We start from the raw sequence: 14477 nt of genomic DNA, 5'->3' as shown, positions 1-14477 counted from the left end.
TTTGAGCAGCGCATGAACCCCGAGTGGACTCCGATTGCGCACGCGCTTAAGATCGTAATCACGTTCTTAGAAGCGGTAACCTACGCCCACGCCTACCAGCCAAGGATCAACTTTCACGGCGCTGACTTTGGCGCCACTGATGGTGACATCGCTGCGTATCTGTACTTTTTTCACATCCAGGTTCAAGGACCAGTTTTTATCCAGTTTAAAATCCACACCAGCCTGTACCGCCAAACCAAAGCTGCTATTTTCCAGGCCGCCTGCGCCCTTGAGCAGGTTCACATCAGAAATGCGGGTGTAATTTACGCCAGCACCGACATAAGGGCTGATTTTGGCTTCTGGCGTGAAATGGTATTGTGCCGTCAACGTAGGAGGCAGATGCTTGAACGAACCGATGATGGCACCATCCAGCATCACATCATGTTTTTGCGGGTAAGTCAGTATCAATTCTGCCGACCAGTTTGGCGTAAAGAAATAACTGATATCGACTTCAGGGATTTCTTTGCTGCTGACGGTAATACGGTCTGCGGCACCAGCGCCACCGACAGGGTCAGAGCTATTTGCAGGGCTGAGGTTAACCACACGGGCACGCACTTGCCATGGACTCTGTTCTTGAGCCATTGCCTGGCTTGCAGTAAAACCGATAGCTGCCAGGGAGAGTGCGAGGACGATCTTTTTCATTTTCATTTCCTTTTTCAACAGTGATGAATAAAGTGTAAATCCACACTACTCGCAGGGGTTTGAGCTACATCAACTTTGGTGCACAGCACAAAATATGGCTTGCAGCGAGCGGCCTGATGCTGTTTCGTTGCCTCGTCATGCCTCTTATGTCTGTTATGCCTGGCATTTTGCTTTTGCAGCAAGCCCGACATAAATTAGGCAAAATATGACGATACCCGCCCGCATGAGGTATCCTTGCAGGCATTCTTATTCCCTATGAAAAATCAAGAAAATGGCTAATTACGTCTACACCATGAATCGCGTCGGCAAAATCGTGCCGCCGAAGCGTCAAATCCTGAAGGATATTTCCCTGTCCTTTTTCCCTGGCGCCAAAATTGGCGTGCTCGGTCTGAACGGTTCCGGCAAGTCTTCGCTGCTGAAAATCATGGCAGGCATAGACAAGGACATACAGGGCGAAGCCGTGCCCATGCCTAACCTGAACATCGGTTACCTGCCGCAAGAGCCACAGCTTGATCCTGAACAAACCGTGCGCCAGGCTGTTGAATCTGCCCTGGGTGAAGTGTTTGAAGCCAAGGCCAAGCTGGAAGAAGTGTATGCCGCCTATGCAGAAGAAGGCGCTGACTTTGATGCCCTGGCGAATGAACAGGCACGTCTGGAAGCCATCATCTCTACTTCGGCTGGTGACAATGTAGAACTGCAACTGGAAATGGCTGCCGATGCATTGCGCCTGCCGCCATGGGACGCCAAGATAGCGGTCTTGTCCGGTGGTGAAAAACGCCGCGTCGCCCTGTGCCGTTTGCTGCTGTCGAAGCCTGACATGCTCTTGCTGGACGAACCGACCAACCATCTGGATGCAGAATCGGTGGATTGGCTGGAACAGTTCCTGTTGCGCTTCCCTGGCACGGTGGTGGCGATTACCCATGATCGCTACTTCCTCGACAATGCTGCCGAATGGATTTTGGAACTGGATCGTGGCCATGGCATCCCGTGGAAAGGCAATTACTCTTCCTGGCTGGATCAAAAACAAGCGCGCCTGAAGCAGGAAGAAGCAACCGAATCGGCACGCCAGAAAGCCCTGCAAAAAGAACTGGAATGGTCACGCCAGAACCCGAAAGCGCGTCAGGCAAAGAGCAAGGCCCGTCTGGCCCGCTTCAATGAAATGAGCGAACATGAATACCAGAAGCGCAATGAAACCCAGGAGATTTTCATCCCTGTGGCCGAGCGTCTGGGTAATGAGGTCATCGAATTCAAGAACGTCAGCAAAGCTTTTGGCGACCGCCTGCTGATCGATAACCTGAGCTTCAAGGTGCCGCCAGGTGCCATCGTCGGCATCATCGGCCCTAACGGTGCGGGTAAATCAACTCTGTTCAAAATGATCAAGGGTCTGGAAACACCAGACAGTGGCGAAGTCGCACTGGGCCAGACTGCCCGAATCTCGCTGGTAGACCAGTCGCGTGAAGACCTGGGCAATACCAAGACCGTGTTTGAAGACGTGGCAAATGGTGCCGACATCCTGACCGTTGGCCGGTTTGAAATGCCTTCCCGCGCCTACCTTGGCCGCTTTAACTTCAAAGGTGGCGACCAGCAAAAAATCGTCGGCAACCTGTCTGGTGGTGAACGCGGCCGCCTGCATCTGGCGAAAACCCTGCTGCAAGGTGGCAACGTCTTGCTGCTGGATGAACCGTCGAATGATCTGGACGTGGAAACCCTGCGTTCGCTGGAAGATGCCTTGCTGGAATTTGCCGGCAGCGTCATGGTGATTTCACATGATCGCTGGTTCCTTGACCGTATCGCCACTCACATCCTGGCCTTTGAAGGCAATTCGCAAGTCAGCTTCTTTGACGGTAATTATCAGGAATATGAAGCCGACAAGAAAAAACGTCTGGGTGAAGAAGGTGCAAAACCAAAACGCATCCGTTACAAACCTTTGTCGGTGTAAAGAAGAGTAGGCACAACGAAAACAGTCGCCTGATTTCATTATTGCCTGGTCACCTTTCCTTACATAATCAGGCCTGTTTTTTGCATAAGCCGGTTTCAAGAATACTTGAAACCGGCTTTTTCACATCTGGCGACCGTACTTACCTGACCTGAGTATATTTCTTTAACAGTGTGTTTAATCCGGATAGGCTAAGCTGACGCCCATCGCTGAATCACCAATATCAGCACAGCAATTTAATAGAGCAAAAGATTACACGTAATGCAAAAAATATCCCGTATCAGCTTCACCCTCTGTCTTGCACTTAGTATGGCCACCGGCTGGGCCTCTGCCAATTCTGGTGGCAAGGAAGCCAGTGCATCCGCTGGCGCACCTACCGCCAAGCTGGAAGCGTTCACCGTCAATTTGTCATCAACCGACCGCTACCTGCAACTCAGCATGGCGCTGCAAATCGCCAGTGTTGATGTCAGTGAGAAAATCAAAATGTTCATGCCCAAGGTCAGGCATACCCTGATCCTGCTGTTGAGCAGCAAGGACAGTGAACATTTGCAAAGCCTGGAAGGCAAACATCAGTTGATGGAAGAAATCAGGGATGGCGTCAACAAAACCCTGGAAACCAACGAACATGACGGCGTCACCGATGTGTTCTTTGAAAACTTTGTGATCCAGTAAGCCCGGCCAAGCAGCTACAGCGCTTGATCTGACTCAGCTCAGGGACCACGCGGTTTCCATGGCAATTTCCATCATGTGATTAAAATTATTCTGCCTGTCGTCGGCCGACATGCTGCCGCCTTTGCGCAGGTGATCAGATACCGTCAGCATACCCAGCGCCTGCACGCCATGTTCTGCGGCAAGGGCGTATAAACCGGCGAGTTCCATTTCCACAGCCAGTATCTGCATTTTTTCCATGACATCAAACAAGGCTGGCTGTACCGAATAAAACAGGTCGGCAGAAAACACATTGCCCACCCGCACCGGCAGTTGCAGACGCTGTGCTGTCTCAACCGCGCGGGCCAGCAGTGCATAGTCGGCAATGGCCGCAAAGTCATGGTCCATGAAACGCATGCGGTTGACCTTGCTGTCGGTGCCAGCCCCCATGGCAATCAGGACATCCCCCAGTTCAATATCCGCACGCAAGGCACCGCAAGACCCCAGGCGTATCAGTTTGGTCACGCCATAATGACGTATCAGTTCAGTGGCATAAATGCAGACCGATGGTATGCCCATGCCGTGCGCCATGACAGAAATTCTTTTGCCGCGATAGGTGCCAGTGTAAGCCCACATATTGCGTACCGTATTGACCAGGCGTGCATCGCTGAGCCAGACATCGGCAATCGCCTTGGCCCGCAAAGGGTCACCGGGCATCAAGACGATGTCGGCAAAGTCACCTACTGCGGCATTTATGTGGGGAGTGGACATGAGCTATCACTTATAAGCTGAGGGGATAAAAATGGCGTGGCAAATTGCAGAGAACCACGCAAGGTGTGCCTGATTTGCTGCGGGCGAACCAGCGCCTCTTCACCAAAACTGAAGGCGGCCAATAATTGCCTGCTGGCTTGCTGCGCGCTGGCTTCATCCCTGGCGTGAATGATGGCCAGCGGCGTCTGCGCATCAACGCTTTGCCCCAGTTCGGCAAGCTGGCTCAGGCCCACACTAAAATCTGGCGCGGCATTGCGGCCTGCGCCCATTTGCAACACCGCCATGCCTATGGCACGGGTGTCGATATGATTCAAAACCATGCCGCTGCCTGTGTGTGGTGCCAGCAAAGCGTGCTGCACACCTGCTGCAGGCAGATAGCGATCAAAGCCAGACAACAAATCGACTGGACCGCCAAGCGCTGCACAACTGCGTTCAAACACTTGCGCCGCCTTGCCACTGTGCAGGGCATCCAGCAAGCGCACCTGGGCATCGAGGGCATTGCTGGCCAGGCCTGCCTGCACCAGCATTTCTGAACCCAAAGCCAATACCGTCTGGTGCAGGCGTGGCGGGCAGGTATCGGTGCGCAGATAGCGTAGGGCTTCACGCATTTCTGTCGCATTGCCCACGCTGGGTGCCAGTGGCTGGCTCATGTCGGTAATCAATGCTGAACAGACCATGTCAGCCGCATTGGCAGTATCGATGAGTTGGCGTGCCAGCGATTGCGCTTGCAACAGTTCTGGTGTTTGCGCGCCGTTGCCGCATTTGATATCCATCACCAGCACATCCAGCCCAGCCGCAAATTTTTTCGACAAAATGGATGCGGTAATCAAAGGCAGGCAATCCACCGTGGCCGTGATGTCGCGTATGGCATACAGGCGTTTGTCCGCTGGTGCCAGGTCAACCGTCTGGCCGATGATTGCCATGCCACAGTCCTTGACCACGCGGCGAAAGCGCGCCAGGTCAGGTGTGCTGCAATAACCGGGTATGGCTTCCAGCTTGTCCTGGGTACCACCGGTATGCCCCAGGCCGCGCCCCGTAATCATGGGTACCACACCACCACATGCCACTACCATAGGTGCCAGCACCAGCGATACCAGGTCACCGACACCACCGGTAGAATGCTTGTCTACGACAGGGCCGGGCAAATCCAGATCGTCCCAGCGCAAGACCGTGCCAGAATCGCGCATGGCCAGCGTCAGCGCTGCCCCTTCTGCTGCCGTCATGCCCTGGAAGCAGGTCGCCATGCAAAACGCGCCCAGTTGCGCATCCGACACGCTGCCATCCACCATGCCTGCCACCAAAGCCTGGATCTGTGACTGATCCAAAGCCTGCCCTGCGCGCTTTTGACGTATCAGCTCTTGTGCCAGCAACATCTCAATATCCCGTAGCAAGCAGTGCTTGCCCACCGCGCAGGCAGGCCAGCAAATTGTTCAACAGGCTGGAAGCACCAAAGCGGAAGTGCACCGGACTCACCCAATCCGGCCCCAACAGTGAATCTGCCAGCGCCAGATAGGCTGCTGCCTCTTCAGCAGTTTTGACACCACCTGCGGCCTTGAAACCGCAATGGCCACCCGTTTCCCTGATCACGGTCAGCATGGTTTCTGCCGCTGCCAGCGTGGCATTCACAGTCACCTTGCCGGTTGACGTTTTGATAAAGTCAGCCCCGGCGTCAATCGCAAGCAGGCTGGCCGCACGAATGAATGCCCCGGTTTTCAGCTCACCACTTTCTATGATCACTTTCAACACCTTTTCGCCACAGGCAGCCTTGCAAGCCCTGACCATCGCTGCGCCAGTGCTGGTATCGCCCGCCATCAGCGCAGCATGCGGAAAGACCAGGTCAACTTCATCTGCCCCATAGGCAATCGCAGCGCGGGTTTCGGCCACGGCAACATCTATATCTGCCTCGCCATAGGGGAAATTAACCACCGTCGCCACCTTGATGTCTGGCGTACCCAATTCCAGCAACATTTTTTTTGCATGCGGAATAAAGCGCGGATAAATGCACACCGCCGCCACCTGCCCCTCTGCACTGCTGGCAGCATTGCACAGGGTCGTGATTTTTTCCCTGGTATCGTCATCATTCAGGCTGGTCAGGTCCATCAGGCGCAAGGCACGACGGGCTGCCTGCAACAGGGCGGGGTCTGGTACGGAAGACATGTTCTAGCTCCGATTAAGGGTTTTCAAATGCAAGGGTATTCAAACGCAAAAGATAAGATGCTTGCGGACCAAGCCGCTTGATGTACATCATAGGTCACGGATTCATCTACAAAAAGCAAGTGAAATGCTGGCAATGTGTGCCTGGTCCTTCTCAGGGGAAACTCAAACTAAAACAAGACCTCTCAACACAGAGGCACAGAGACACAGAGGTTCGTTGAGAAAAGCAAGAGAGCAATCTCTGCTTTTGCTCGCTGCCTCCGTGTCACTGTCAAAGTCTGACACGCATTGCAAGGATGGTTTCGCCCCTTCCCCTTCAAGGTGAGATTTGTGAGAATTCGCAAAGCACGCTTTGCGCCACAAATCTCTAAGCCGCTTGCAAGCGGCGCGGTGGAATGGTTGGGATGGGGATGGGTTTCCATGGCAATTGGCCACAGGTCAATCCACCGAAACCCATCCCTACCCTCACCCTTCCCTTGAAGGGAAGGGAACTAGCCAAAGTTTGATCCGCGACCCCACACATTTTTAGCGCCGTTTTTTGTATACCCAAGCCCAATAAGCCGCCAAAATAGCAACTTTGCCCCACCAGACTCCCCATGTACCAGCTTGCTGCCCCCGCTTTTGCCGAAATTGAAATCAAGAAAAGCCGTTTTCTGGGACAACTCTATCCGCTCAACAGCCGCGCCGAAGCACGCCAGCAACTGGCAAGCATACGTGCCCAGCATCCGGACGCCGTCCATGTCTGCTGGGCGCTGGTCTGCACAGGTGATTCTGGCCTGGATGATGATGGTGAGCCTTCTGGTACTGCCGCCAAACCCATGTACAACGTACTGGTACACAAGGATGTCACCAACATCCTGGCCGTTGTCGTACGCTACTGGGGCGGCACCAAGCTGGGTGCCGGCGGCCTGACCCGCGCCTATGGCCAGGCCATATCAGACGCCTTCAAGAATGCCCAACTGATAGAAGTCGAATATTTTGTTGAATGGGATATCGTCTGCGCCTATGCCGATGAATCACATGTACGCCGCCTGAGCGACAAGTTTGCTGCCACCGTCCAGCAATTGATTTATACCGAATCCACCACCGTGACCATCAGCGTCAAGCAGAAATGGGCAGATCAGTTTGAAGCAGAACTTGTGACCATGCTAAAAGGGCAAGTGAATATTATCAAAGCTGATTGATCATTTCACAACAAGACAAGTCGCGGATAGTGACACAAGCATGGTCTTCCGATTTACATGTAAATAACAATCGTTGACATGTCATTTACATATAAAATATCTTTGCTTGTCACCATGAATACACAGTTTTGTAATAAAGTTCTCTACACTGTTGCCGTTACAACTGGTTACGACTAGCAACTATCTTGCGTAGTTGGATAGTTGCTTAGAACAATCTGCGGCAAAAAATAATAACCATGCAAGAAACCAATGCAAAATACCAATCAGGACAGCACAACCTTAAGGCATTACGAATTTAAACAACGCCTTGGTGAAGGTGGTTTTGGCCAAGTACACGAAGCCTGGGATACCAAGCTCCGCCGCCCTGTTGCCATCAAACAGCTAAAACACATAGAAGGCATGGCACAACCCGCCAGCCTGATCAAAGAAGCACGCCTTGCCGCCTCCCTGAAGCACCCTGCCTTTGTCAAAGTATTTGCCATTGAAGAAGAAGGCGACAGCCAGTCCATCGTCATGGAACTGGTACCCGGCCACACCCTGAAACAACTGCTGCAACAAGAAAAAGTCAGCGAACAACACGCCATCAACATCATCAGCCAGGTGGCCGAAGCCATGCAGGAAGCGCATGCATCCGGCCTCATCCATGGCGACCTGAAACCATCGAACCTGATGGTGGAGCCAGATGGCAGAGTACGCATCCTGGATTTTGGCCTGGCATCGCAGGCAGACGTGCAAGCCACCACCTCATTAAGCCAGGTAGACCCGCAAGGCACCATCGCCTACATGGCCCCCGAACGCATGATGGGTGCCGCAGTCAATGTCCAGACCGACATCTACGCCCTGGGCGTGATCCTGTACGAAATCATCAGCGGCACCCGCCCCTTCGCCAGCGCCAGCGGCCTGGCCCTGGCCGCCGCACTGATGCAATCCAATTCAGACACCTGGGAATTCCCCGCCAATACCAATCCCGCACTGGTCAAGCTGGTGCTGGCGATGACGGCGAAGCAGATTGAGAAACGTTTGGGGAGTATGCAGCAGGTGTGTGAAAAGCTGCGGCCTTTGGTTAGTGTTATAGCAGTCAAAGCGAATGTGGCAAGTAACCTGTCTGCAGTCTCTGGCAAGGGTTGGCAAAAGCTCAGCAAACCTATGCGCATTTCCGTCATACTCGTCGCCGTCTTAGCATTGGGTTACGGCCTCTGGCAGACTGTGCCCTATCTTGAAATTGAAAAGGTGTCATTGAAGCCATACTCCGAAGCCTTAACTATGAAACAAGGCTTGGAGGCATTAAAACAATTTGATAGGCCCGGTAGTTTGGACGAAGCAGAAGCTAGTTTTGAAACTGTTTTGAAACGCAATCCCAACAGTGCTGCAGCCGTGGCCGGATTATCAATTGTTTATTCTTTTCGTTATGATAGCGATATGCAAGATGAAGTGTTACTACAAAAAGCGAATGCAAGCGCTCAACAAGCTTTAAAGCTGAACGACAAACTTGCATTAAGTCAAATTGCTTATGCTCGTGTAAAAGCAAAAATGGGGAACAATGACTTGGCACTTAGCGGATTTGAAAAAGCTTTAAATTTTGATCCTGATAATGTGTTCGCTTCGTATGGTCGCGTTACTGTCCTAAGGCGAATGAAAAAATTTGATGAGGCAATTAAATTTGCCACATTAGGCCAAGAAAAATTTCCTCAAGATCGTGTATTTGCGGAAGAAATTGGAATTGCATATTTCGAACAAGGGAAATTTGCTGATGCGGAAAAATTTTTCCGCCTAAGTATAAAGATTCAACCTGACTCTGTATTTGCTTATGCAAACTTAAATAATGCATTAGTAAAACAAAATCGCGTAGATGAAGGACTACAGGTGCTTCAACAAGGGTTGCTCCTCAGACCAAGTGCCTTACTATATACAAGTGTTGGTAACACACTATTCAAGAAAGGTGATTACGTTGGCGCATCAGAAGCATTTGAACAAGCAGTGACGCCCAACAAGGGAAATCCTGCAAAATATTTAGGTTGGGCAAATCTAGGTGATAGCTTACTTTGGATACCTGGTCGTGAAACCGAAGCAAGAAAAGCATATGAGAAAGCGCGCGAGCTACTTACTCCTCGCTTACAAATATCACCGAATGACGCGGCACTTGTTTCACGCTTTGGCTTATATTCTGCTCGTGTTGGTGATAAAGAAGGAACAAACGTTTATATCCAACGTGCACTTAAACTTGGTCCCAAAGATGCGAATGTCCATTTCCGCGTTGGTCTAGCTTACGAACTACTTGGTAAAAGAGATGAGGCACTTACAGAGATAGCCAAAGCGATAGAGTTCGGATATTCCCTTAAATCCCTTGAGTCTGAACCTGATTTGCTGAATTTACGGCGCGACCCACGTTACATTAAAAGTGGTAGCTAGGCCAAATGACTTGGTATAGATTTTGCTAATCAACTTTCGAAGTTAAGAATTCTTTAGTCTGGAGAATCAAAGACTATTGAAAGGGGCAAGCATGAATATCATGAGTACACATGCTTATTTGTTTAGTTGAACCAATTGAGAATTTGAATATGAGTGATCCAGTACATTACACCTTCACAACAATTTTTAACCAAGGCAACCCGCAAAGTCGGGCAACAGTTTCAGCAACAGGACAATTCTCCCCACCACTACCCATAAGTACTATCACGGGTCGTAGTTACCTATGCGTTAACGACACAATAACTTTTGCTTTTTTGGGTACGGCAACAAATCCCCAAGATACAGTGACGGTCACTGCCAGTGCCTTTATAGCGATTTGTAAAGGTGCACAACCAAATGGTCAACCCAATGTCGTTGGTACGGCAGCAACAATAAGCCCGATTGATGGAATGACTATAACTATGACTGCAGACAGTATTGGCTTTTGGGGCTTTACTATCTCATTTTCAGCCGATTTCAAAAATGCATCTGGCGATATGGTAAGTTCAGAGTTTTTCTATCTTCCGGATCCAGAGGTTGATGTTGAATCAGGTGCTGGTTAATCGTAACCAAGCCATTTTTAAGAGTTCAAACGCGTCAGTTATCCGAATAATTAATTTATATAGGGGCATTCGGAATAGGTAAAGAATGGGATATCTCTTTACAAAAGTCTCTATCTCCCTACCACTTTCAAATACCACCTTAACGCCTCACTAGGCCTTTTCAACAACACGGCGCACGCTTCAATATCGCCAGCGCTGGTTTCCAGTGTCTGGCGAATTTCTTCCATCGGTCTCTGTTCGGCGCGACGTATCTGGCTGTGGCTGTCCAGCAGCTTGTACATTAATGGGCGCGAGATGCCCAGCCCTTGCGCGGCACTCTGTATATTCCAGTCATTGTTTTCCATGGCACGCAAGACATCGTCTTCGCTCAGATCTAGCAGCTTTTTGCGTTGTGCTGATGATTACTGGAACTTACGGTCCGTCCTGACGCTGACCTGTTCCGCTCAGAGGTGAGCTTCGATATTTCGCGTTGCTTCACTGAGGTGTTCAATAGACAAGATAGGCCTTGATTCCAGACCTATCTCAAGATTTATAGCTTTGCCGAGCAGTTTGTCAGTTATTCATCTATCAACCGCCCCGCCTTAATCACCACCACCCTATCCGCCATCGCTATCGTCTCCGGCCTATGCGCGACGATAATGCGGGTCAAACCAAGGTCAGTCACGGTAGCATTCACGCTGCGTTCATTCGCCACATCCAGTTGGCTGGTAGCTTCATCCAATACCAGTATGCGTGGCTGGCGGTAGAGGGCGCGGGCCAGTAGTATTCTTTGCTTTTGCCCGCCGCTGATACCTATGCCACTGTCGCCGGTGATGGTGTAATAGCCCATGGGCATGGCAGTGATTTCATCATGCACTGCAGCTAGTTGGGCGCAGTGGTGTATGCGATCCCAATCTGGCAGCGGGTCAAAAAAGCAGATGTTGTCTGCAATCGAGCCAGAAAACATGCGGTCTTCCTGCATGACTGTGCCTATCATGTCGCGATAATTGCTTAAACCCAGGCGCTTGATGGGTACACCATCCAGCAAGACCTCGCCTTGCGTGGGGGTCAGCAAACCCAGCATGACCTTGACCAGGGTAGTCTTGCCGCAGCCAGATACACCGGTAATGGCGATGCATTCGCCCGCCTCTATGCTGAGATTGATGTTTTCAATCACATTCGGTTCGGTGGGTGAATAGCGGAAAGATACATCGCGCATTTGTATGCGCGGTTTTACCTTGCTTAAATCCAGTTCATGATCCTGGTCTTGCGTTGTCAGCTCGGTTTCTGCCATGACGATGTCGGCCACTCTTTCACCATGCAGGCTCAGCATCATGAATTCAATGACTTTGTCTATCAGGGCTGCCAGGCGGGTAGAAAACTGGTCGCGGTAGGCAATAAACGCCAGCAACATACCCACCGTAAAAGTATTGTCCATCACTGCACGGGCCGCCAGCCAGACGATGACTACCCGTTCCAGGCCGAACAACAGCGTTTGTGCAGTTTCATAACTAACGCGTAGTTGCTGTATGCGCAAGTCTGCATTAAATTGTTCTGCCAAAATATTCAGCCAGCCTGCGCGTCTTTGTTCGCCTTTGCCAAACAGGCGCACGCTTTGTATGCCGCTGGCGGTTTCCAGAAAATGCGTGGTCTGCTTTGCCGCATGAATAATCTGCTCTGCCGTGGCTGTGCGCAAGGCGTTATACACACTCCAGCGCATCAGGGCATACAACAACACGGCACCCGTCGCCACCAGGGCCAAGGTACGACTATAAAACAGCATCATGCTAAAAGTGCCTATGACCATGACACCATCCACCAGGGCTTGTACAAAACCGGTCGTCAGTGTTTTTTGTATGGTGGTGATAGAACCAAAGCGAGAAAGGATATTGCCGATATGCCTTTTTTCAAAAAATTCCAGCGGCAGTTTGACCAGATGGGCAAAGACATTACCCATCCACTGGAAATTAAGCCGGGTGCTGAGCGCCACCACAAACCAGCTGCGCACGGCGCTAATTGCCGCCTGTATTAACACCAGCAAACCAAAACCCAGGGCAAGGGTGCTTAACAAATCACGGTCTATGGACACCAGAGCATGGTCAACCACCCATTGCAAATAAAAGGGCAAGGCGATCGAGACAAATTCCAGCGCCAATGCCAGCAAGAATATCTGGCTCAAGCCACGCTTCAAACCAGTGATGCGCCCCATCAGGCTGCGCAAGGTAAATTGCAGCTTGTTGGTGGCGGGTGCAAAGTCGCTGGCCGGGCTCAGTTCCAGCGCTACGCCGGTAAAGTGTTTGGAAAATTCATCCAGGTTAAAGCGGCGCAGGCCTATGGCCGGGTCATGAATGACCACTTCTTTTGCCGATACGGATTTAAGCACCACAAAATGATCCATGTCCCAATGCAAGATGCAAGGCAATTGCAATTGCGACAGATGGTTCAGTTCCAGCTTTAAGGGGCGGCTTTCCAGCTTCAGGCCACGGGCTATCCTGATCAGGCTTTGCAGGGTTGCACCCTTGCGTGAAATAGAGAATCGTAAGCGCAGTGTCGCCAGGTCAGTCAGATAACCATGGTAATTGGCCACCATGGCAACGCTGCACAAGCCGCACTCTGTAGCCTCCGTCTGCAAAAATACAGGGAGTTGGCGACGTAGTCCTAGTCTATCCATTCAAACACTTTCTTTCAGGGGCTGCCGCGATTTGATAGGGGGTCGGTCTGATGGTGAAGACAGTTTTAAACAGGCAAGCAAGTGCTGCAATGCAGCCAGGGCCATTTTGTGCGAGCCCTGATTTCATAACTGGCTGGCCATGCCATACAAAGGTTCAAGCACCCATTGCGCCAGGGTACGGTGTTCCAGCACCAGCGTTGCTGCCAGTTGCATGCCAGGTTTGAGTTGATAGCTGCGACCAAAGGCTGTTACCTGTGCACTGTCCAGCTGTACACGCAAGCGATATACGGGTTCACCCGCGCCTGAGGACGCCACCTGACGGACTGAATTGTTGATACCTATCTGCACATCATCCAAAGCGATGGTGGCGACGGATACTTCTTTGACGGTGCCGCGAAACTGCCCAAATTTTTGGTAAGGAAAAGCGTCGTAACGCAACATGACCTCAGTACCAGGGTGCACAAAACCGGCAGCGCGGGTGGGCGCATACAATTCCACTTCCAGCTTGCTGCCAGCAGGCATCAGGTTAGCCAGGCGCTGATCAGCAAACACAGACTGGCCACGATTGACGACAATGCCTGCAACACGGCCAGGCTGGTCTGCCCGTATCACCAGTTGCCGCCGCGCTTCGCTTTCTGTGACTTGCTGTTGTAGTTCTTCAATATTGCGTTTGAGCTGTGACGCGTCGCGCTCTGCCTGCAAAGGCAGGTCAAGCCGGCTGGCGGCCAGCGTGGCGACTTCGCGTTGCAGGGCCAGTTGTTCCAGTTCTATGCTGGCCAGACGTGATTCTTGTTCTATCACATCCGCAGCTTTTTCATTGAGCGTTACTTTGGACACGTTACCCGACTTGCCCAGGTCGGCCATACGGTTAGAGATATCGCGCACCAGTAGCACACGGCGACGTTGCAGCACCAGTTCGTTATCGACGTGCTGCAAGCTGGCTTGCAGCTTGGCATGGCGACCGTCCATATCCATGCGCCTGTTTTTTGTTTGCTGCTGCAATTGATCAAGTTCTTGATTGAATTGCGCAATACGCGCCTGCAAGCTTTGCTTGATGGATGCCTGCGTGTCAGTACGGCCATTATTGCGCTCGCCTGAAAGCGTGAACAAGGCATCGCCCGCCTGTACCTCTTGCCCTTCTTTGACATGAATGATGGACACAATACCAGACTGTGGTGTCGCCAACCGGTACAAGCCTTGATCCGGCACCACCATGCCACTGACAGTCTCTTTGCGGGTAAAACCAAAGAACAGTGAAAAGATCACGATCAGCACAATCAGGCTGAACAAAAACAGACTGAGCAATGGATAAGACCAGGTACGCGTCAATAGTATCGCGCCATGATACCGCTGCGACTGATGATCGAGCGCTTCTTTGCGGAACAGTTTGCTCATGCCTGAGGTTTCATAAAATCACGAAGAATATTCATTAAAATCTGGCG

The 14477-nt window shown here is 51.4% G+C and carries 12 protein-coding genes; 5 read left to right on the top strand and 7 right to left on the bottom strand.

Annotated elements, in window-relative coordinates; translation table 11 throughout:
* Window positions 1–66 precede the first annotated feature (66 nt).
* A complete protein-coding gene (locus tag ACO0K9_RS09030; RefSeq protein ID WP_422983986.1) occupies window positions 67–681 on the bottom strand; it encodes an OmpW/AlkL family protein in 615 nt (204 codons plus the stop codon).
* Window positions 682–952: 271 nt separating this feature from the next.
* Here ACO0K9_RS09030 and ettA point away from each other — a divergent pair, with 271 nt between their 5' ends.
* Together ettA and ACO0K9_RS09020 are read left to right on the top strand one after the other, a co-directional pair.
* A complete protein-coding gene (gene ettA, locus ACO0K9_RS09025) occupies window positions 953–2620 on the top strand; it encodes an energy-dependent translational throttle protein EttA (protein ID WP_422983984.1) in 1668 nt (555 codons plus the stop codon).
* A 258-nt stretch (window positions 2621–2878) separates the two neighbouring features.
* Entirely contained in the window at window positions 2879–3289 is a 411-nt protein-coding gene (locus ACO0K9_RS09020) for a flagellar basal body-associated FliL family protein (protein WP_422983982.1), read from the top strand.
* A gap of 33 nt (window positions 3290–3322) precedes the next feature.
* Here ACO0K9_RS09020 and deoD read toward each other — a convergent pair whose 3' ends face one another.
* From deoD to deoC, 3 genes are read right to left on the bottom strand one after another with little or no spacing between them, the layout of a single operon-like run.
* Window positions 3323–4036: a purine-nucleoside phosphorylase gene (gene deoD, locus ACO0K9_RS09015; protein ID WP_422983980.1), complete on the bottom strand. Its 714-nt coding sequence runs from the start codon at window positions 4034–4036 to the stop codon at window positions 3323–3325.
* The gene (gene deoA, locus ACO0K9_RS09010) at window positions 4018–5409 is read right to left on the bottom strand and encodes a thymidine phosphorylase (RefSeq protein ID WP_422983978.1); all 1392 of its coding nucleotides are present in this window, start codon (window positions 5407–5409) and stop codon (window positions 4018–4020) included. Before deoA ends, deoD begins: the two co-directional genes overlap by 19 nt.
* A 1-nt stretch (window position 5410) precedes the next feature.
* Window positions 5411–6193, bottom strand: coding sequence for a deoxyribose-phosphate aldolase (gene deoC / locus ACO0K9_RS09005; RefSeq protein WP_422983976.1), 783 nt, complete (start codon window positions 6191–6193; stop codon window positions 5411–5413).
* Between the two features lie 593 nt (window positions 6194–6786).
* On the opposite strand from deoC, the gene ACO0K9_RS09000 reads away from it, so the two are divergent.
* The 3 genes from ACO0K9_RS09000 (at window position 6787) to ACO0K9_RS08990 (ending at window position 10385) form a co-directional block, all read left to right on the top strand.
* Window positions 6787–7374 carry an IMPACT family protein gene (locus ACO0K9_RS09000; RefSeq protein ID WP_422983974.1) on the top strand — a complete coding sequence of 196 codons (588 nt, stop codon included), beginning with the start codon at window positions 6787–6789 and terminating at the stop codon, window positions 7372–7374.
* A 249-nt stretch (window positions 7375–7623) separates the two neighbouring features.
* Complete coding sequence (locus ACO0K9_RS08995) at window positions 7624–9783, top strand: protein kinase domain-containing protein (RefSeq protein ID WP_422983972.1); 2160 nt, start codon at window positions 7624–7626, stop codon at window positions 9781–9783.
* Between the two features lie 149 nt (window positions 9784–9932).
* Window positions 9933–10385: a hypothetical protein gene (locus ACO0K9_RS08990; protein WP_422983970.1), complete on the top strand. Its 453-nt coding sequence runs from the start codon at window positions 9933–9935 to the stop codon at window positions 10383–10385.
* Between the two features lie 110 nt (window positions 10386–10495).
* Here the strand turns inward: ACO0K9_RS08990 and ACO0K9_RS08985 are convergent, their stop codons facing one another.
* The 3 genes from ACO0K9_RS08985 to ACO0K9_RS08975 form a co-directional block, all read right to left on the bottom strand.
* The gene (locus tag ACO0K9_RS08985) at window positions 10496–10729 is read right to left on the bottom strand and encodes a hypothetical protein (RefSeq protein ID WP_422984365.1); all 234 of its coding nucleotides are present in this window, start codon (window positions 10727–10729) and stop codon (window positions 10496–10498) included.
* Between the two features lie 212 nt (window positions 10730–10941).
* Window positions 10942–13035: a peptidase domain-containing ABC transporter gene (locus ACO0K9_RS08980; protein WP_422983969.1), complete on the bottom strand. Its 2094-nt coding sequence runs from the start codon at window positions 13033–13035 to the stop codon at window positions 10942–10944.
* Between the two features lie 123 nt (window positions 13036–13158).
* Window positions 13159–14430, bottom strand: coding sequence for an HlyD family secretion protein (locus ACO0K9_RS08975; RefSeq protein ID WP_422983967.1), 1272 nt, complete (start codon window positions 14428–14430; stop codon window positions 13159–13161).
* Window positions 14431–14477: the final 47 nt, after the last annotated feature.

The sequence above is a fragment of the Undibacterium sp. Ji50W genome, assembly GCF_049340445.1.
In the GTDB taxonomy this organism is placed as follows: Bacteria; Pseudomonadota; Gammaproteobacteria; order Burkholderiales; family Burkholderiaceae_D; genus Undibacterium.
Note: the sequence above shows the minus strand (reverse complement) of the source record. Positions and strands in the feature narration are given on the sequence as shown.

Bases quoted from the DNA above. Each gene is read 5' to 3' on its own strand.
- ACO0K9_RS09030 (WP_422983986.1), bottom strand. From the start codon at position 681: ATGAAAAAGATCGTCCTCGCACTCTCCCTGGCAGCTATCGGTTTTACT.
- ettA (WP_422983984.1), top strand. From the start codon at position 953: ATGGCTAATTACGTCTACACCATGAATCGCGTCGGCAAAATCGTGCCG.
- ACO0K9_RS09020 (WP_422983982.1), top strand. From the start codon at position 2,879: ATGCAAAAAATATCCCGTATCAGCTTCACCCTCTGTCTTGCACTTAGT.
- deoD (WP_422983980.1), bottom strand. From the start codon at position 4,036: ATGTCCACTCCCCACATAAATGCCGCAGTAGGTGACTTTGCCGACATC.
- deoA (WP_422983978.1), bottom strand. From the start codon at position 5,409: ATGTTGCTGGCACAAGAGCTGATACGTCAAAAGCGCGCAGGGCAGGCT.
- deoC (WP_422983976.1), bottom strand. From the start codon at position 6,193: ATGTCTTCCGTACCAGACCCCGCCCTGTTGCAGGCAGCCCGTCGTGCC.
- ACO0K9_RS09000 (WP_422983974.1), top strand. From the start codon at position 6,787: ATGTACCAGCTTGCTGCCCCCGCTTTTGCCGAAATTGAAATCAAGAAA.
- ACO0K9_RS08995 (WP_422983972.1), top strand. From the start codon at position 7,624: ATGCAAAATACCAATCAGGACAGCACAACCTTAAGGCATTACGAATTT.
- ACO0K9_RS08990 (WP_422983970.1), top strand. From the start codon at position 9,933: ATGAGTGATCCAGTACATTACACCTTCACAACAATTTTTAACCAAGGC.
- ACO0K9_RS08985 (WP_422984365.1), bottom strand. From the start codon at position 10,729: ATGGAAAACAATGACTGGAATATACAGAGTGCCGCGCAAGGGCTGGGC.
- ACO0K9_RS08980 (WP_422983969.1), bottom strand. From the start codon at position 13,035: ATGGATAGACTAGGACTACGTCGCCAACTCCCTGTATTTTTGCAGACG.
- ACO0K9_RS08975 (WP_422983967.1), bottom strand. From the start codon at position 14,430: ATGAGCAAACTGTTCCGCAAAGAAGCGCTCGATCATCAGTCGCAGCGG.